Source organism: Micromonospora sp. NBC_00821 (genome assembly GCF_036347035.1).
Classification (GTDB): domain Bacteria; phylum Actinomycetota; class Actinomycetes; order Mycobacteriales; family Micromonosporaceae; genus Micromonospora; species Micromonospora hortensis.
The window spans coordinates 3109920-3127111 of record NZ_CP108880.1; the positions used below are offsets into that span (position 1 = coordinate 3109920).

17 protein-coding genes are annotated in these 17192 nt (G+C 71.6%); 10 read left to right on the forward strand and 7 right to left on the reverse strand.

The window, feature by feature from the left end:
* Positions 1-1602 carry an oligosaccharide flippase family protein gene (locus OHB44_RS14100; RefSeq protein ID WP_330440954.1) on the forward strand — a complete coding sequence of 534 codons (1602 nt, stop codon included), beginning with the start codon at positions 1-3 and terminating at the stop codon, positions 1600-1602.
* On the forward strand, positions 1599-2453 hold the full coding sequence (locus tag OHB44_RS14105; protein WP_238685003.1) for a sulfotransferase family protein: 855 nt from the start codon (positions 1599-1601) through the stop codon (positions 2451-2453). Before OHB44_RS14100 ends, OHB44_RS14105 begins: the two co-directional genes overlap by 4 nt.
* On the opposite strand, the gene OHB44_RS14110 is transcribed toward OHB44_RS14105, so the two are convergent.
* The 3 genes from OHB44_RS14110 to OHB44_RS14120 are packed head-to-tail and all read right to left on the reverse strand — an operon-like array spanning position 2450 to position 5662.
* Complete coding sequence (locus OHB44_RS14110; RefSeq protein WP_330440955.1) at positions 2450-3931, reverse strand: hypothetical protein; 1482 nt, start codon at positions 3929-3931, stop codon at positions 2450-2452. The genes OHB44_RS14105 and OHB44_RS14110 overlap by 4 nt on opposite strands.
* Positions 3928-4707 (reverse strand): sulfotransferase family protein, encoded by a 780-nt coding sequence (locus tag OHB44_RS14115; protein WP_238685001.1) that lies wholly within the window; start codon positions 4705-4707, stop codon positions 3928-3930. Before OHB44_RS14115 ends, OHB44_RS14110 begins: the two co-directional genes overlap by 4 nt.
* A complete protein-coding gene (locus OHB44_RS14120; protein WP_330440956.1) occupies positions 4700-5662 on the reverse strand; it encodes a hypothetical protein in 963 nt (320 codons plus the stop codon). Before OHB44_RS14120 ends, OHB44_RS14115 begins: the two co-directional genes overlap by 8 nt.
* A 258-nt stretch (positions 5663-5920) precedes the next feature.
* Between OHB44_RS14120 and OHB44_RS14125 the strand changes: the two genes are divergently transcribed.
* The 3 genes from OHB44_RS14125 to OHB44_RS14135 are packed head-to-tail and all read left to right on the forward strand — an operon-like array spanning position 5921 to position 9153.
* On the forward strand, positions 5921-7204 hold the full coding sequence (locus OHB44_RS14125) for a glycosyltransferase family 4 protein (RefSeq protein WP_238684999.1): 1284 nt from the start codon (positions 5921-5923) through the stop codon (positions 7202-7204).
* Positions 7201-8220 carry a sulfotransferase family protein gene (locus OHB44_RS14130; protein WP_330440957.1) on the forward strand — a complete coding sequence of 340 codons (1020 nt, stop codon included), beginning with the start codon at positions 7201-7203 and terminating at the stop codon, positions 8218-8220. The genes OHB44_RS14125 and OHB44_RS14130 overlap by 4 nt, the downstream gene beginning before the upstream one ends.
* A 3-nt stretch (positions 8221-8223) precedes the next feature.
* Positions 8224-9153, forward strand: a complete 930-nt coding sequence (locus tag OHB44_RS14135) for a sulfotransferase family protein (RefSeq protein ID WP_330440958.1) — start codon at positions 8224-8226, stop codon at positions 9151-9153.
* Here OHB44_RS14135 and OHB44_RS14140 read toward each other — a convergent pair.
* The 4 genes from OHB44_RS14140 to OHB44_RS14155 are packed head-to-tail and all read right to left on the reverse strand — an operon-like array spanning position 9132 to position 12183.
* Positions 9132-9620, reverse strand: a complete 489-nt coding sequence (locus OHB44_RS14140) for a hypothetical protein (RefSeq protein ID WP_238684996.1) — start codon at positions 9618-9620, stop codon at positions 9132-9134. The two genes, OHB44_RS14135 and OHB44_RS14140, sit on opposite strands and share 22 nt — an antisense overlap.
* Positions 9617-10894, reverse strand: coding sequence for a signal peptidase I (locus tag OHB44_RS14145; RefSeq protein WP_330440959.1), 1278 nt, complete (start codon positions 10892-10894; stop codon positions 9617-9619). The genes OHB44_RS14140 and OHB44_RS14145 overlap by 4 nt, the downstream gene beginning before the upstream one ends.
* Before the next feature lie 11 nt (positions 10895-10905).
* Complete coding sequence (locus tag OHB44_RS14150) at positions 10906-11538, reverse strand: SipW-dependent-type signal peptide-containing protein (protein WP_238684994.1); 633 nt, start codon at positions 11536-11538, stop codon at positions 10906-10908.
* A gap of 9 nt (positions 11539-11547) precedes the next feature.
* A complete protein-coding gene (locus tag OHB44_RS14155) occupies positions 11548-12183 on the reverse strand; it encodes a SipW-dependent-type signal peptide-containing protein (protein ID WP_238684993.1) in 636 nt (211 codons plus the stop codon).
* A gap of 214 nt (positions 12184-12397) precedes the next feature.
* Here OHB44_RS14155 and OHB44_RS14160 point away from each other — a divergent pair, with 214 nt between their 5' ends.
* The 5 genes from OHB44_RS14160 to OHB44_RS14180 all read left to right on the forward strand — a co-directional run bounded on the left by OHB44_RS14160 (position 12398) and on the right by OHB44_RS14180 (position 17191).
* Positions 12398-13075 (forward strand): hypothetical protein, encoded by a 678-nt coding sequence (locus OHB44_RS14160; protein WP_330440960.1) that lies wholly within the window; start codon positions 12398-12400, stop codon positions 13073-13075.
* Between the two features lie 176 nt (positions 13076-13251).
* A complete protein-coding gene (locus OHB44_RS14165) occupies positions 13252-14070 on the forward strand; it encodes a basic amino acid ABC transporter substrate-binding protein (RefSeq protein ID WP_330440961.1) in 819 nt (272 codons plus the stop codon).
* 127 nt (positions 14071-14197) lie between these two features.
* A complete protein-coding gene (locus OHB44_RS14170) occupies positions 14198-14992 on the forward strand; it encodes an amino acid ABC transporter permease (RefSeq protein ID WP_091406922.1) in 795 nt (264 codons plus the stop codon).
* Positions 14993-14997: 5 nt separating this feature from the next.
* Positions 14998-15837: an amino acid ABC transporter ATP-binding protein gene (locus tag OHB44_RS14175; RefSeq protein ID WP_238684990.1), complete on the forward strand. Its 840-nt coding sequence runs from the start codon at positions 14998-15000 to the stop codon at positions 15835-15837.
* Between the two features lie 349 nt (positions 15838-16186).
* Positions 16187-17191, forward strand: a complete 1005-nt coding sequence (locus OHB44_RS14180) for a multicopper oxidase domain-containing protein (RefSeq protein ID WP_091406920.1) — start codon at positions 16187-16189, stop codon at positions 17189-17191.
* Position 17192: the final 1 nt, after the last annotated feature.

A 17192-nucleotide genomic window follows, 5' to 3' on the forward strand; every position in this document is an offset into this window, starting at 1 on the left:
GTGCGCGAGGTGACCGGCCGGTCGCCGGCCGCGCCGGAGGCCGGCGACCAGCAGGTACGCGGCATGGCCCGCGGCGGTGTGCTGAACCTGGGCGGCGCCGTGCTCAGCCAGGTGGCGCTCTTCCTGGTCATGCTGCTGCTGGCCCGGGTCCTGGGTGTACGCGAACTCGGCCGGTACGCCCAGGTCTACGCCGTGCTGTCGCTGCTGGGGCTGCTCTCGCTCTCCGGTTTCCGGGCCGGGCTGACCCGGTTCGTGGCGGTGCACCTCGCCGACGACGAACCGGCCGCCCTCCGGGGCGCGGTCCGGCTCGGGCTCGGCATCTCGGCCGTGGCGTCCACAGTGATCGCCCTCGCTCTGGCGGTCGGCGCGCCGTGGCTCGCCGACGCCCTGCACGACCCGCAGCTCACCACCGGGCTGCGGTTGGCGGCGCTCTGCCTACCCGCCACCACCGTCTGCGAGGCCGCGCTCGCGGCCACCCGGGGGTGGCGCACACAGCGGGCCTACGCGCTCATCGGTCAGGTCTACGAGCCGGCCGCCCGGCTGGTGCTCACCGCGCTGGCGCTGGCCCTCGGAGTGGGCCTGACCGGTGCGTTCTGGGCGCTGGTGGTGGCGAGCTGGAGCGCGGCCGGGCTCGCCCTCGTGGCGCTCGCCCGGATGGTGCGCCGGGTGCCCGCCGCCCGGCCCGCGTACCGGCCGGGCGAGCTGTTCCGGTTCTCCACCGTCAGCTGGGTCTCGTCGCTGTCGTCCACCGGGCTGATCTGGGTGGACGCGCTGCTGCTCGGCTTCTTCGACTACGGTCCCGACGCGATCGGCGTCTACCACGTGGCGACCCGGCTGGTCACTATCGCGGTGTTCGTGCTGGCGCCGGTGAACGCCTCGTTCGGTCCGCACCTGGCGCACCTCTACCATCAGGGTCGACTGGACGAGGTCCGCCGGATCTACCGGGTCGCCACCGGTTGGGTGCTCCGGCTGTCGTTGCCGGCCTTCGTGGCGCTGCTGGTCTTCCCGGAGCAGTTGCTGCGCCTGGTCGGTGGGCCGGGCCTGGCCGGCGGCGCGGCGGTGACTGTGGTGCTGGCGCTCGGCCAACTCGTCAACGCCGCCACCGGGCCCTGCGGGACGCTGCTGAACATGTCCGGCCGGGTCTCGGTCAACATGCTGGACAACCTCGCGGCCCTGCTGCTCAACGTCCTGCTCAACCTCTGGCTCATCCCGGCGTACGGCATTCTCGGCGCGGCGGTGGCCTGGGCGGTGTCGTTGGCGGCGGTGAACGTCGCCCGGGTCTGGCAGGTGCGCGCGCAGGTGCACACCGTGCCGGTGACGGCGGGCATGGTCAAGGGCCTGGTCGCCGCGCTGGTCGCGATGGGCGTCGGGTTCGGTGTGCGGTGGCTGGTCGGGGGCGGGATCGGGCAGCTCGTGGTCGGTCTGGCCGCGATCGTGGTGGCGTACCTCGCCGTGGTGCTCGCCCTCGGGCTCAGCCGGGAGGACGTCATGGTGTTGCGTTCGGTGACCCGCCGAGGTGGTCGACGCGCCGCCGCCGACCCCGCCGCCGACCCCGCCGACGGCGCCGGTGTGGGCGCCGGCCGCCCCGTGGTCCGCTCGTGACCGGCATCGTGCGGCGTCAGGTCACCGACCGGCTGCGTCGGGGCGTACGCGCGGCACGGGCGTGGGGGCGCGCGGCCCGGCCGGGAGAGCCCGGTCCGCTGCCCGACTTCCTGGTGATCGGTGGGCAGCGCTGCGGCACCACGTCGCTGTACCACCACCTCGCCGCGCACCCCCAGGTCCGGGTGGCCAGCGGTAAGGAGTTGCAGTACTTCAGCGTCCACCACGGTCGGGGGGTGCGGTGGTACCGGGGGCACTTCCCACGCCTCGCCCCGGGTGAGCGCACGTTCGAGGCGAGCCCCTACTACCTGTTCCATCCGAGCGTGCCGGCCCGGGTCGCGGCGACCCTGCCGCAGGCCCGCTTCGTCGTCCTGCTGCGCGATCCGGTGCAGCGGGCCTACTCGCACTACCTGCACACCCGCTCGTACGGCGTCGAGCCGCTGTCCTTCGCCGACGCGCTCGACGCGGAGGAGGAGCGGCTGGACCGGGCAACGCGCGGCGGCCCGGACAGCGCCGCCGCGCACCGGGCGTTGCGCAATTATTCGTACGCGGCCCGGGGCTGCTACGCCGAGCAGTTGGACCGGTGGTTCGCGCAGGTCCCGCGAGAGCGGATCCACGTCGCCCGGACCGAAGACCTGCACACCGACCCGGCCGGCACGTACGGCGACATGCTGCGCTTCCTCGGCCTGCCGGCCTTCACCCCCGAGGCGTTCACCCGGCACACCCGTCGCGTCGACAACGGCGTATCGCAGCTGACCCCTGCTCTGCGCGAGCGACTCGACGCGTACTTCGCGCCGCACAACGCCCGCCTGAGCGCTCTGCTCGACTGGCCCGACCCCTGGCCGGCCCGTTAGCGGACGGCGGCGAGGATCCGGTCCACCGGCTGGTCGGCGCGGAGCAGGACGGGGACGTCGGTCACTGTGGTGCCGTCGCCGGCCGCGCCCAGCGGGGAACCCACCACCCCGGTCTTTCCGCCCGGTGTCGCCGGCACTGTCACCGGCGCGTTCGACGCCGACCAGAGCACCAGCGTGCTCGACCCGCCCCGGACGAACGCGACCCCGTGCAGCCTGCCGGCCACCGGGGCGGGCAGCGGGGTGACTGTGGCGTCCCGGGCCGCGTCGGCCAGGGCGGCCAGCATTCGGCCGGCGTCCCGTTCGGCGCCGTCCGGTTCGAGCAGGCCGTAGCGGACCTCGCTGCCGGCGGCGTTGTTCGGGTTGTACGCCAACGGCAGCCAACTGATCTCGCCGATCCCGCCGGCGACCAGCAGGGTGACCGTCTTGACCATCTCCGCCGCCCGGCTGGCCGGGTCACCGTCGCCGTCGCGCCAGAACTGCCCGACCTCCCACGCCTGGATCGGCACATCCGGCGGTGTGGTGGCGCGCAGGTAGTCCAGCAGCGGGGGCACCCCGTTGAAGTGCTCGTAGAAATGCACCTGACGGACGTCGACGGTGCGGTCGGTCAGCAGCGACTCGGTCACCGCCAGGAAGCGCAGGCTGCGGCTGTTGGTCTCGGTGCCGAGCGCCCGGCGTAGTTGCGCCTCTCCGGTCACCGCCGGGATCTGCTGCCCCCGGGTGCCGACCCGACGGTGGAAGTACGCCTGGTAGGCGGCGATGGCCTCGGGCATCCGCCCGGCGCGTACCAGCCGGTCGGCGACACCCATGCCGTACGCGACGCTGCTGATCCCGGAGTCGACCACCCGCGCCTTCGGGTCGGTCGCGCGGATCGTCTCGGCGGCGGCCCGGACCAGCCGCGCGTACTCCTCGGGACTGCCGGCCCAGTAGCTCGGCGCGTTGACCTCGTTCTCGATGGCGTACTCCCGCACCCCGTACGGGCCGTAGCGCTGCACCACGGAGCGGACGAACCGCTGGTACGCACCGAGGTCGGTGGGCATCGCCGACTCGGTCTTCTTCGCCGCGCCCCGGGTGTAGCGGGCGGTGCCACCGGTCGCCCAGCACACGCCCGTGCGGATCTTCAGGTGCAGTGTGATGCCCAGCTCCCGGCTGCGCGAGGCGATCTCGTCGAGCCCGGCCCAGTCGGCCTGCCCCGAGGTCCGTTCGATCTCGCACCAGGAGATCTCCTCGTACGTCGCCGAACCGGCGAGCCGGCGCAGGTACGGCTCGAACTGCTGGTACCGCGACCAGTCCCAGTGCGCGCCGAACGGGTTGCTCACCTGGCCGGCGGTGCGCCCCGGCGTGCCGACTCCGGGCGCCGCCGTCGCGGAGGGGGTGGCGGCCGGCGGCGGATCGTCACCACCGGCGGTGCAGCCGGCGGTGAGCAGGAACGTGACGGCGACGGCGGCGGCGACCGCGCGCAGCCGGCCCGGGCGGGTCACCGGTAGCCCAGCGTGCGCAGGGTCCGACCGGAGAAGACCCAGACCAGCAGACGGAGGAACGGGTCGAGTTCTCGGCGGTAGCTGCCCACCCGGGAGCCGTAGATCGGCGCGGTGTCGCCCACCGCCGCGCGTCGTCGCTCCGCCTCGGTGGTGTACTTCTGGGCCACGTCGTGCTGCTTGCTGTCGTAGTCGAGGATGCCGTCCTCCCAGGGCTCGCCGAGGAACTCGAAGAGACCCCGCATCGCCTTCTCCGGCTCGCTGACCGCCTGCTCGTACCGCAGCTCGTAGTAGCGGTCCGCCGGCAGGGTCGCGCCGACCGCCCGCGCGGCGCGGATGTAGCGCGGCCACTTCACCACGCACTTCACCGCCGACCAGTAGCCGAACCGTTTGCGGTGCGAGACCACCACGTCGCGTCCGTCCCGGATGAGGTGCACGATCTGGGCGTCCGGGAAGACCTCGGTGACGAAGTCGAGCGACATCGCGTACAGCGGGGTCTTGTCCGCCCACCGGGTCTTGCCCCGCGCGGCGGCGTAGTCGGCGTGCACACCGCCGAAGAAATCCCGGATCCGGCGCAGCCAGTCCTCACGCGGAAAACCGAAGCGGGCCAGTCGTTCCCAGTCCCGGCCGACGATCCGTCGCAGGTCCGGCAGGAACCGGGTCTCCGGGCCGCAACTGATCCGCGAATGCGAGTCCAGGACCAGGCGCACCATCGTGGTGCCCGACCGCTGACAGCCGACCAGGAAGATCGGCGCCGTACTGGTTCCGGTCTCAGCCACGATCGACCGCCTTCGTCGTCTCGGATCGGGCGTCGGCCGCGGCGCGGTCGAGCCGGTCGGTCAGCTCGTCGCAGCGGGCCCGGACGCGCCTGTCGATCGGTAGCCGTCGGTCGCTCGCCGCGCAGTGCGACGTGCGCGGGGCGATGTGCGCGTGCAGCCGGGGATGGTAGGGGAAGTCGAGGAAGGCGCAGAGCCGTCGGAGCTGCGCGGCGGGCTCCGCGACCAGGCTGTCGTAGCGGCAAAGCAGCACGTCGGCCCGCCGGTCCAGGCCGAGCTGGAAGAACAGCGCGTTGCGGACGTACCAGAACAGGGCCGCGCCGCTGTGCGGATCCAACCCCTGCGGGTCGTGGGCCCGGATCAGCTCGATCGTGTCGGCGTCGAGGCGTTGCCCCTGCCACCGGCGGCCGATGCTGCCGTCGGCGATCGCGCGCAGGGCCCGCAGGTTCGCGTCACCGAACTTGGCGACCTCGGAGCGGGCCCGGTCGTCGACGTCGCGGTAGACCCAGAGCGCGCGCCCCGGCGTCACCCCCGGCAGGGCCAGCAACTCGTCCACGCGGTGGCTCTCGCAGAGCGGCTTGACCAGGACGTACGCGTGCCGGCTGCGGTGGAGGGCGGCGGTCAGCACCGGGTCGGGGCGCAGTTGGAAGCGGTGGAAGACAGTGCTGTCGTTCTCGTTGCGGACCTCGACCTCGGGCGCGGCGTCCAGGCCCCGGACCAGCATGTTCGTGCCGGAGCGTTGCAGACCGACCAGGTAGACCGGCATCGCCGAGCCGGGCGTCCGGCCGGCCCGCCGTCGCCAGCGTCGTTTCGCCAGGGCGGTGCCGATCCGGTCGATCGGGTTGAGGCGGTCCTCCTCGATCAGCCGTCCGATCCCCTCGGTACGCGCCCAGCGCAGATGCCGCCGGACCCGCCGCGCGGTGTACGCGAGCGCGGAGACCTCGTCGTCGGCTGCCACGGTCCTCCTCGTCGGACACCGGCCCGGCCCTACATCCGAGCGGGTGCGACCGGCGGCAGCCAGGCTATCGGGAGATCATGGCGGGAGGCCAGGCCGCGGACCGCACGGGCAGACGAAGATCACCCGTTCAGCCACATGCCAAACGTGAGCTGGACTCGCCGACCAGCCCTGCATACCGTGGGCCCTGGCCGGGGCGGGCAGACCCCGGTCATCACCTCCGGGCCCGGATCGCCCGATCGACGTGAGCAGGGCGAGTCGATGCGCGTGCTGCATGTGAACAAGTTCCTCTACCGCCGCGGCGGCGCGGAGGGGTATCTGCTCGATCTCGCCGACCTGCAGCGGGCTGCCGGCGACACCGTCGCCTACTTCGGCATGAGCCACCCGGAGAACGAGTCGCCCCTGCCGTACGCCGCGCGGTTCCCGTCCGAAGTGGAGTTGGAGCCGACGCCGAGCGGGGTACGGCCCCGCGCGGTGGCCGTCGGCCGGATGCTGTGGTCACCGACGAGCCGCCGTGGGCTGGCCCGGGTGATCGACGACTTTCGGCCGGACGTGCTGCACCTGCACAACATCTACCACCAGCTCTCCCCGTCGGTGCTCGCCGCGGCCCGGGCCGCCGGTGTGCCGTGCGTGCTGACCATGCACGACTACAAGCTCGCCTGCCCGAGCTACCAACTGCTGGACCGGGGTCGCCCCTGCCAGGCGTGCGTCACCGGTGGCCCGTTGCAGGCGGCCCGTCGCCGCTGCAAGGACGGATCGCTGTCGCGCAGTGGCCTGCTCGCCGTCGAGTCCTGGTTGCACAGGCAGTTCGACGCGTACGACCCGGTGCAGCTCTTCGTGAGCCCGAGCGGGTTCCTGGCCGACGTGATGCGCCGCGCTGGCGTCTACCCGGACCGGCTGCGGGTGGTCAACCACTTCGTCGACCTGACCGGCGTCGCGGCCAAGCAGACGCCCGGCGGCGGTGTCGTCTTCGCCGGCCGACTCGCGCCGGAGAAGGGTGTCGACGTGCTGATCGAGGCGACCGCCGCGCTGCCGGACGGGGTCAGCGTGGACATCGCCGGAGACGGCCCGGCCCGCCCGGAGTTGGAGGCGCTCGCCGCGCGGCGGGTGCCCGGCCGGGTCCGGTTCCACGGCCGTCTGGACAAGCCGCGCCTGCACGAGCTGATCCGGTCGGCGGCGGTGGTCGCCGTTCCGTCCCGGTGGCACGAGAACCAACCGATGGCGGTGCTGGAGGCGTTCGCCTGCGGTGTGCCGGTGGTCGCCACCGACCTGGGCGGTCTTCCCGAACTGGTCGAGCCCGAGGTGGATGGCCGCGTCGTCGCCGCCGACGCGCCGACGGCCCTCGGCGACGCGCTCAACGACCTCCTGGCCGACCCGGAGCGGGCGTACCGGATGGGCCGGGCCGGCCGGGCGAAGATCGCCGCCCAGTTCGCCCCGGACCGGCACCTGGACCGGATCCGTGGGCTGTACGCGGAGGCCGCCGAGGCGCTGCCGTCGCGGCGGCGGGCCGCCCGGGGCACCGCCGGTGGGGGAGCGGTCCGATGAGCCCGGTACGGGTGCTCTACCTCGCCGGCAGTGGTCGCAGTGGCAGCACACTGGTGACCACGGTCCTGGGACAGTTGCCGGGCTTCTTCGCGGCGGGCGAGCTGCGGTACCTGTGGCGGCGCGGGATCCTGGAGAACCGGCAGTGCGGCTGCGGATCCCCGGTCGCCGACTGCCCGCTCTGGGCCCGGGTGCGCGCCGACCTGACCGACGCCGACCCGGCCGGGATCGCCGCCCGGTTGGCCCAGCGGCTGCGGCTGCGCGGGCTGCCCGCACTGCTGCGCCGCCAGCGTCGGGGGCAGCCGCCGGTAGCGGGCCACCCCGACGACACGCAGCTGGCCCGGCTCTACGCCTCGATCGCCGAACACGGCCTGGCCGGCCGGCCGGACGGCGTCATCGTCGACTCCTCCAAGCTGCCGCCGTACGGGGCCCTGCTCAGCAGCCTGCCCGGCATCGACCTGTACGTCCTGCACGTGGTGCGCGACCCGCGCGCCACCGCGTACTCCTGGCGTCGCCGACGCCCGCTGGACGGGCGCGCCGACGATGAGCTGATGAGCCGGCCACCGGTCGGCAAGGCCGCGCTGCTCTGGCTGGTCTGGAACACCGCGACGGTACGGCTGTGGGGCGACCGCCGTCGTGCGCCGGGCCGCTACCTGCGGGTGCGGTACGAGGACTTCGTGGCCGATCCGGCTGGCGTCACCGCCCGGATCGCCGGCTTCGTCGGCGCGCCCCCCGACGAGCTTCCGTTTCCGACACCGGCCACGGTGCGGCTCGCCCCCACCCACTCGGTGGCCGGCAATCCGTCGCGGCACCGCACCGGACTTGTCGACGTGGTCGCCGACACCGAGTGGCTGACCGGGCTACCCACCCGCGCGTACGCCGTGGTGACCGGGCTGACCGCCGTGGTCTTGCCCCGGTTCGGCTACCCGTTGCGTCGCCCGGCGGCCACCTCTCCCGCCGCCCGCCTCGCCGCGGAACCGGCTGTCTCTCCGTCACCCGCCACCCGGCAGGAAGGCTGAACGATGCTCTCACTGGTGGTGGGCACCGGTCGCTGCGGTTCGACACTGGTCCAGGAGTTGCTCTCCCGGCATCCCGCTGTCGGCTTCGTCTCCGGCCTGGACGACAAACTGGCCCGGCTCAACCCCAAGGGCAGGTTCAACGGCGCGCTCTACCGGCGTTCGGCGCCCCGCCCGGCGGGGATGACCTCGCTGCGTCACAGTCGACGACTGCTGGAGCGGGGTCGGCTGCGGGTGGCGCCGTCGGAGGCGTACCACCTGCTCGACCGGCAGGTGCTTGCCGGCTTCTCCCGGCCGTGTCGGGACCTGGTCGCCGAGGACCTGACCCCGTTCGTGACCCGGCGGCTGCGGGCCTTCTTCGACGAGCGGATCGCACGGCAGGGCTGCCAGCAGTTGGTGCACCACCTCACCGGATGGCCACGGACCGGCCTGCTGCACGCCGCGTACCCGGACCTGCGGGTGGTCAACGTGGTGCGCGACGGCCGGGCGGTGGCCAATTCGTGGCTCCAGATGGGCTGGTGGGACGGGTGGCGTGGGCCGGACAACTGGATCTACGGCCCGCTCCCGTCCGACCTGCGCGAGGAGTGGGCCGAGTCCGGTCGCTCCTTCCAGGTGCTCGCCGCGCTGGGCTGGAAGATGCTGATGGACGCCTTCGCGCAGGCCCGGCTGCGTCACCCGGTCGACCAGTGGTTGGACGTGCGCTACGAGGACCTGGTCGAGCAGCCGCGCGAGCAGGTCGGCCGGATGCTCGACTTCCTCGGGCTGAGCTGGTCGACAGCCTTCGAGAAGGGCTTCTCCCGCTACGACTTCACTGTGGGCCGGGCGGAGGCGTACCGGGACGAACTCAGCCCGGCGCAGCTCGCCGCTATCGAACGGGTGCTGGAGAAGCCGCTGGCCGAGTGGGGCTACCCGGCCTACGGCACGCTGCAGGAGTAGAGCACAGCCGTCAGCATGCTGACCGTGCCGGTGACCGGGGTCGACGTCCAGCCGCCCGGGCCGTTCGCCACCAGGTTGAAGGTGCCGCTCCCGATGGACAGCAGCGCCCCGGAGAGGGTGATCGAGGTGGCGCTGGGGCCGAGAGTGCCGCCGCCGGTGAAGCCGCCCGACAGCGACCAGGTGAAGCCGCTGCGCGTCAGGCCGCCGACCGGCAGGGTCCAGGTGAAGGTCGGCGGGGTGAGCAGACCCGCTGTGCACTGCAGGTTGGTCGGTGGGTTGACGGTGCCGGCCTGCAGCGAGCCGCGGCCGTACTCGGTGTCGGTCCAGGCGGCCAGCGTCGACTGCGGCGGTGGGAGCACGACGGCGGTGCCGGCGAGCAGCAGGGCCGTGGCACCGGCGAGCCAGCGCCGCCGGACGTGACCGGTTCGCTGCCGGGTCGGCAGAGCGCGGATGCGTGCACGTCTCACGGCCGCCCCACGGGGATGCGGTGCCGGCGCGCGGCGCGCACGAGCAGCAGACCGGTGAAGAGCGCACCGCCTCCGGCCAGCAGCGGTGTCCACAGGTTGGTTCCGGTGCGCGGCAGCGGGCCGACAGTGCCGCCCGCCGATGCGCTGTCGCCGAACCCGGTCGCCGTGACGATCAGGTCCGCCGACCCCGAGGCCACCGAGTTGGCGAGCAGGCTCGCGGTGACGAGCACCCAACGCTGCTGGTCGGCGCGCATCGAGCTGATGATGATCGGGTGTGCGGCCAGTCTGGTGGCAGGACCGTCGGCGAGGACCTGCTCACCCTGGCCGGTGGGGCAGGCACCCTTCACCCACCGGATGGCGCAGACGGCGACCTTCACCTGGAGTCCGTCCGGTCGGACGGTGAGGGGGCCCGACGCCGAGAGCGAGATGGTCACCTCACCGGGCTGCCTCGCGTGTGCCGATACGCCCACCTGCCAGGGCACGGGCTGGTCCGGCGCCAGGTTCGTCATGCGATCGTTGTCGCCGATCGAGACCAGTGTGAGGTGCCTGCTCCGGATGACCTCCTCGGTGGTGTCCGCACGGGCCTGGCCCGGCGTCGCCAGGACCGCGGCGGCGACGCCCGGCAGTACCGCCAGCACCACCAACATGCGCCCCAGCGTCGAGTCGCCGTGCGCTCCCGGACCGCTCGGCTGGGTGCCGATCTCCGGCACTGCCCCCGCGTCGTCCGGCACCGCCGAATCCGGTCGCCGGCGTCGCCGGGTCCCCTGCTCGCCCCCGCGCGGCCAGAACGCCCACGTGACGATCGCGGCGGCCCCGATCGTGATCAGACTCGTGGCGTACACGTTCGACACGGCTCGCACCGCGTACCCGAGCCTGGGCACCGACCACTCCACGAGCCGTACGTGGCTCACCGCGTGCGGTGCGGCGTCGTTGGTCGCGTTCGCGTCCCCCCGCAGGGTGAGCAGGCGGGTGGGCCCGCCGCCGTTGGCGATGTCGACGACCCGGTGAGTGATCGGTGCCAGCGGCGTGCGGTCGACGGTGACGACGTCTCCCACGTGGACCTCGGACGCGGGGATCTCCCGCACCACGGCCAGTGACCCGGCGGGAATGGTCGGGCCCATCGACCCGGTCTTGAACAGGATGAGCGAGATGTCGAAGAAGAACGCCAGCGGGACGAGGACGACGCAGGCCGTCCCACCGACGGCGAGCACTGTCAGCACCAGGTCGCCGATCCGGGCGAGGGTGCCGTGCCGTCGACGTTCGCGTCCCACCATCTGCAGATCCTTTACGTAGACGTGGCAGTGAACACCCAGGTGACGATCCCGGTCGTGCCCTGGTACGCGTTGCTGGCGCCGGCCTGGACCCGGACCTCGAAGCAGAACCGCAGCTGCGGCGTCGCGCCGCTCGGCACGGTGATGGGGGACGACACCGGCGAGCCGGGAACCGCGGTGATGGCGGAGTAACCGGGCCCGACGATCCAGGTGGGTGAACCGGAGAAGGCTGCGGCGGCACACGTGGTGCTGGTGGTGGCGGTCCGCACCGCCCGGTACTCGAGCGCGGGCAACAGGGCGCCGGAGTTGTTCGACGAACTCGTCAGCGCGACAGTGCCGCCGACGTTCGTCGTCGAGGTCGTCCGGATGTCGATGAAGGCGTAGAACGACACCGAGGGGGACATCGCCGTCGCGTTGAACGCCAGCGCCGCGGCGTTCGCCACCGGGGTGTGGCTGGCCCAGGTACTGGAGGCGGTCTGCGATTCGGTGCCGAAGACGCTCGCGCCGAACGACCCGGTGCCGTACTCGCTGTCGGTCCACGCGGCGAGCGTGGACGTCGTCCCCAGGCCGAGAACGAGGGCGCCAGCGAGTACGGCACGGGTCCGGCGAAGCCGTGGTGTTCCGGCCGGCGTCCGACGGTTGACCACGGCCACCACCTAGACGGACTCGGCCAGGAGCTGCCAGGTTTCCGTTACCGACGTGCCCTGCACCAGAGTGCCCCCCGCCGTGACGACGAAGCAGAGGTTCACCGGAGCGCCCGGCGTCGTGGGAGGGGTGCCCTGCGTCAGGTTGAACGGCACCGCGCCGGCCACCGAGTTGAGCGGAGTGCCCTGCGCCACGATCCAGGTCGGGGTGGTGGGTGTCGCGCTGCAGTCGGCGAAGGCCGGGACGGTCGCGATCCCGTAGGTGAGGCCGACGAAGGCGGGTGGAGCGGGGGTCGCTGACGCCACAGTGACTGTCGCGTCGTACGTCGTGGCGGCGGTCAGCCGGACGGCGAACGGTGCCGCGACCACGTCACCGGGGCTGATGTCGTCGAAGCCGGTGCTGAAGGTCAACGCTGCCGCCGTGCCGGCGGTGTTGTGCTCGGCGTAGGTGGTGCCGTTGGTGCTGCCCTCCATGCTGAAGGTGCCCGCCGTGAACGTGCCGGTGGCGTACTCCGAGTCGTTCCAGGCGGCGAGGGTGATCGTGGCACCGAGGCCGAGGACGATTCCTCCGGCCAGGATGGCCTTCAGCTTGCGGCGGCGGCCTCGACTGCTCGGTTTCTCCACTGCCACCCCTGTCGGTTCGCTCAATGTGTCCTCCTCGGTGCTGGGCGGTTGGTTGTCGTGGGCCGGTGCCAGCGGCGCAAGGATCACGATAAGCACCAGACATGGACAAAACACCCAAAGCACTCAAGTCGGCACGAGAGGGTACAGGCGGGCGGCCGGACCCACCGGTCGGCACTATCGACGGACGTCACGGGGCCGGTTAATCTTTGGCCCCACACCATCGATGTGAGGAGATCCGATGGCGCGCCGTACCGGCCGACCCTCCTACCAGCTGGACAAGGCCGACGTGCGCCGCCAGCGAACAGTGCGCTCGGTAGCCGTCGCGGGGGTGATCGCACTGGTCACCGCGCTGCTGGGTGGGTTGATCGGCTACCAGGTGGGCCGTCCGGACGCCACCGAGGCGACCATCGCGAGCATCAAGCAGGACGAGGCGAAGCGGGACGCTCAGCAGATCGTGGAGCTGATCGAGACGGCCCGACGGGTCCGCGACCAGGTCGCCCCGGTCCTGACCGCCATCAAGACGGAGACGACCGGCGGACGTGCGCCGGATCCGGCGAAGGCACGCCAGTGGCAGGAGGTCATGCGCCAGGCGGCCGAGCCGTTCGCCGACCCGCCGTCGGGGGCCACCGCCACCAACGTGGCGCGCGGAGGATTGCGCGGAGCTGTCCAGCAGGCGTCGCTGGCCGTCGACGCCTACGCTCTGGCGGCCGGCGTTCCGGTCGCGCAACGGGCGGCCCTGCTGGACGTCACCGCGCGGCAGGCGGCCGAGGCCGCGACGATCTGGTCGGTCGCGGCGACCCAGCTCGATCAGATCAGCGTCGATTCCGGCCAGGGCCACCAGCACGTGTTCCTGGACACAGACCCCCACGAAGGGGCCCTCACCCCCGACGGGGCGGCCGAGGGAACCGGTGGCTGAGGCACGTTGCGGGGCAAGTGTCGGGTTTGCCGGCGGAGGTGGCCGGGCGGGGTCGACCGAGCGGTCCCGGTGTGATCTGGGGGCGACGCGCCGGATCGGGTACGGTCGCTTATCGCAAAGTCTATGAACCAGATTGGCTTTCTGTGCAATGGAAGCCGAATCGGAGGGACACAGCCGTGAGGTTCCCCAACGCCGTCCGTCAGGCCGGCCTCGTCGTGGCCGTCGCCGCCCTCGCGCTGACCGCCGGTTGCGCGAAGAAGGACGACAGCGAGGTCCAGGCGAGCGGCGTCAAGCTGGTCGCGGCGGGCAAGCTGACCGTCTGCACCCACCTGCCGTACCCGCCGTTCCAGTCCAAGGACGCCAGCGGCAAGGTGACCGGCTTCGACGTCGAGATCATGGACCTGGTCGCCAAGGAGCTCGGCGTCGAGCAGACGATCATCGACACCCCGTTCGAGGGAATCAAGTCCGGCCAGGACCTCAACACCGGCAAGTGCGACGCGGCAGCCGCCGGCATGACCATCACCGAGGAGCGGCGGAAGGTCGTCGACTTCTCCGACCCCTACTTCGACGCCACCCAGGCGATGCTGGTGAAGACCGGCAAGACGTACAAGTCGCTCGACGACCTCAAGGGCAAGAACCTCGGCGTCCAGGCGGCCACCACGGGTCGTGACTACGCCAAGAAGCTCGAGGCGGAGAAGGGCCTGAAGCTCGTCGAGTTCGAGGACCTCGCCGCCCTCCAGCAGGCCGTCTCCAACGGCCAGGTCGAGGCCGCCATCAACGACCTGCCGGTCTGGACCGAGTACCTGAAGAAGAACCCGGGCGGGTTCGAGGTGGCCGCCGAGTTCGACACCGGCGAGCAGTACGGCTTCCCCGTGAAGAAGGACGCCAACCCGGAGTTGCTCAAGAAGATCAACGAGGTGCTGGCCAAGGCCAAGCAGGACGGCACGTACAACACGATCTACGAGAAGTGGATCGGTAAGCGGCCGAGCGCCTGAGCCGCACAGCGGCCGAGCGCCTGAGCCGCGCATAGCGGCCGAGCGCCTGAGCGCCGCGTAGTACCGGAGGGCGCGCGTCCCGCGCGCCCTCCGACGTCGGTAACCTCCGGGAAGGCAACGAGCGAACGTGAAGCTGCGACGCCGCCAGCGGGAGCGGCTGTCTCTCGGGCTCCAGTACCTGGTCTTCATCGCCATCATCGCCACGGTGCTCGTCGCCGCGGACTGGGACAGGTTGGCCGACGCGTTCTTCCGCGTCGACATCATCAAGTCGATGTTCCCGACGATCATCACCGTCGCGCTGCGCAACACCATTCTCTACACGCTGGGCGCGTTCGCCTTCGGCCTCGTGTTCGGCACCATCCTGGCGCTGATGCGCCTGTCCCGGGTGGCCCCGTACCGCTGGGTGGCGACGGCGTACATCGAGCTGTTCCGGGGTCTGCCCGCGCTGCTGGTGCTCTTCCTCGTCGGGTACGGCATCCCGATCGCCTTCCCGGAGCGCGAGATTCCGGGCGGGGTGTTCGGTTCGATCGCGATCGGCCTCGGGTTGACCGCCGCGGCGTACATGGCGGAGACGATCCGGGCCGGCATCCAGGCCGTGCCGAAGGGGCAGATGGAGGCGGCGCGGACCCTCGGCATGTCGCACTTCACCGCCATGCGCACGATCGTCATCCCGCAGGCGTTCCGGATCGTGATCCCGCCGCTGACGAACGAGCTCATCCTGCTCACCAAGGACTCGTCGCTGGCCTACGTGCTCGGGGTGACGGCGCAGACGATCGAGATCACGAAGTTCGGTCGGGACATGCTCAACGACCGGGTGAACGCGACGCCGCTGCTGGTGGCCGGCCTCGCCTACCTGGTGATCACCCTGCCGCTGTCGCAGGTGGTACGACGCCTCGAACTCCGCTACGCCAAGGCCCGGTGACCCCGATGACGACCACCCCATCCCGCCCCGCCGTGGAGATCCGCGACCTGCACAAGTCCTTCGGGCCGCTCAAGGTGCTCAAGGGCATCGACTTCGAGGTCGGCCAGGGTGAGGTGGTCTGCGTCATCGGGCCGTCCGGCTCCGGCAAGTCGACCCTGCTGCGTTGCGTCGACCTGCTGGAGGAGCCGACCGCCGGCAAGATCTGGGTGAACGGGGTCGAGATGACCGACCCCGACGTCGAGATCGACGCGGTCCGCCGCGGCATCGGCATGGTGTTCCAGTCGTTCAACCTGTTTCCGCACCTGACCGTCCTGAACAACCTCACCATCGCCCAGCGTCGGGTGCTTCGGCGAGGTCGGGCCGAGGCCGAGGGGATCGCTCGGGCCAACCTGGAGCGCGTCGGGCTCACCGACAAGGCCGACGCCTTCCCGGCGCAGCTCTCCGGTGGGCAGCAGCAGCGGGCGGCCATCGCCCGGTCGCTGTCGATGGAGCCGAAGCTGATGCTCTTCGACGAGCCGACCTCCGCGCTCGACCCGGAACTCGTCGGCGACGTGCTCACCGTCATGCGCAAGCTGGCCGAGGACGGCATGACGATGATGGTGGTCACCCACGAGATGGCGTTCGCCCGCGACGTGGCCGACCGGGTCGTCTTCATGGACGGCGGTGTGGTGGTCGAGCAGGGGCCGCCGCAGGACGTGCTGGGCGCGCCGAAGCACGAACGGACCCGCGCGTTCCTCGCCCGGGTCCTGGACCCGACCCGCGTCGCGCAGCTCGGTCAGCCGGACCAGGCGTCCGCGCCGCCGCAGACCCCCAGCCTGCCGGCGGACGATCGCCACCACCTCTGACAGCACCTCCCGTACGTCCCCGCCGGGCTGCCTCATCGAGGGCAGCCCGGCGTTCCTCTGTGCGCTGCCCGGGAGGGGCGGCGGCGTCCGCCCCGCCACCGACCAGGTCGACGGGCTCCGTGTCAGCTTCATGTCAATCGACGGACGTCGTGATGTCAAGGTAATCTTTTTGCAATCAGACCTGTACTTTCGTCGATGGATTACATAAGTTGCTGTCATCCATCGAAAGTTCTGAGTCTTCCGAGCAAAGCCCGCGACGAGCCTCACCCTCAGTCGTGCCACCGCCCGTGCTCGGCGGTCAATGCACCCTGCCCTCGTCGCGTCTTCGCCCGGTCGGGAACGGAGACCCATGGACGATCACGCTGGTGGCCCTCACCGCCACCTGTCCCGCAGATCGCTGATCGCCACCGGCGCGCTCGCCGCCGGGGCGTTGGGCGCGTCCGCCCCAACGATCGGCACCGCGTTCGGCGGCAGCCCCGCCCGGGCCGCCGCCGGTGTCACCAAGAAGATCACCATCTACGCCGAGCAGTTGCCCGGCAACCTGTTCGGGTACGGCCTGGCACCCGGTCAGGCCACCGTCCCGGGCCCGATCCTGGAGATGTACGAGGGTGACACGCTGGAGATCACCCTGGTCAACACCACCAACCAGCGGCTGTCCATCCATCCGCACGGGGTGGACTACAGCACCGAGTCCGACGGCAGCCCGTTCAACGCCTCGTTCAACAACCCGGGTGAGACGCGGACGTACGTCTGGCGCTCCCACGAGATGGTGGCCGCGGCGGGTCGGCGGTACATGCCGGGCAGTGCCGGCTACTGGCACTACCACGATCACGCGATGGGCACCGACCACGGCACCGGCGGTGTCGCGAAAGGACTGTACGGCGCGCTGATCGTCCGACGGCGTGGCGACATCCTGCCGTCGAAGCAGTTCACTGCGGTGTTCCACGACATGATGATCAACAACAAGATGGCTCCGGCGACCCCGATGTTCGAGGCGAACCTGGGCGAGCGCGTCGAGTGGATCGCCATCGGCCACGGCAACCTGTTCCACACCTTCCACCTGCACGCGCACCGCTGGGCGGACAACCGCACCGGGATGTTGGAGGGGCCGAGCGACCCGAGCCTGGTGGTCGACAACAAGGACCTCAACCCCGGCAGCTCGTTCGGTTTCCAGGTGCTGGCCGGGGAGGGCGTGGGACCCGGCGCGTGGATGTACCACTGCCACGTGCAGACGCACTCCGACGGCGGCATGGCCGGGATCTTCCTGGTGCGCAACGCCGACGGCAGCATGCCGCCGGGCGCCGAGGAGGCGATCCACCGGTTCCAGGGCCACACCCACACGCACGGAAGCTGAC

Excerpts from the sequence above, each read along its gene's own strand:
- OHB44_RS14135 (WP_330440958.1), top strand. The coding sequence starts at position 8,224 with ATGCTCTCACTGGTGGTGGGCACCGGTCGCTGCGGTTCGACACTGGTC.
- OHB44_RS14130 (WP_330440957.1), top strand. The coding sequence starts at position 7,201 with ATGAGCCCGGTACGGGTGCTCTACCTCGCCGGCAGTGGTCGCAGTGGC.
- OHB44_RS14175 (WP_238684990.1), top strand. The coding sequence starts at position 14,998 with ATGACGACCACCCCATCCCGCCCCGCCGTGGAGATCCGCGACCTGCAC.
- OHB44_RS14160 (WP_330440960.1), top strand. The coding sequence starts at position 12,398 with ATGGCGCGCCGTACCGGCCGACCCTCCTACCAGCTGGACAAGGCCGAC.
- OHB44_RS14145 (WP_330440959.1), bottom strand. The coding sequence starts at position 10,894 with ATGGTGGGACGCGAACGTCGACGGCACGGCACCCTCGCCCGGATCGGC.
- OHB44_RS14125 (WP_238684999.1), top strand. The coding sequence starts at position 5,921 with ATGCGCGTGCTGCATGTGAACAAGTTCCTCTACCGCCGCGGCGGCGCG.
- OHB44_RS14180 (WP_091406920.1), top strand. The coding sequence starts at position 16,187 with ATGGACGATCACGCTGGTGGCCCTCACCGCCACCTGTCCCGCAGATCG.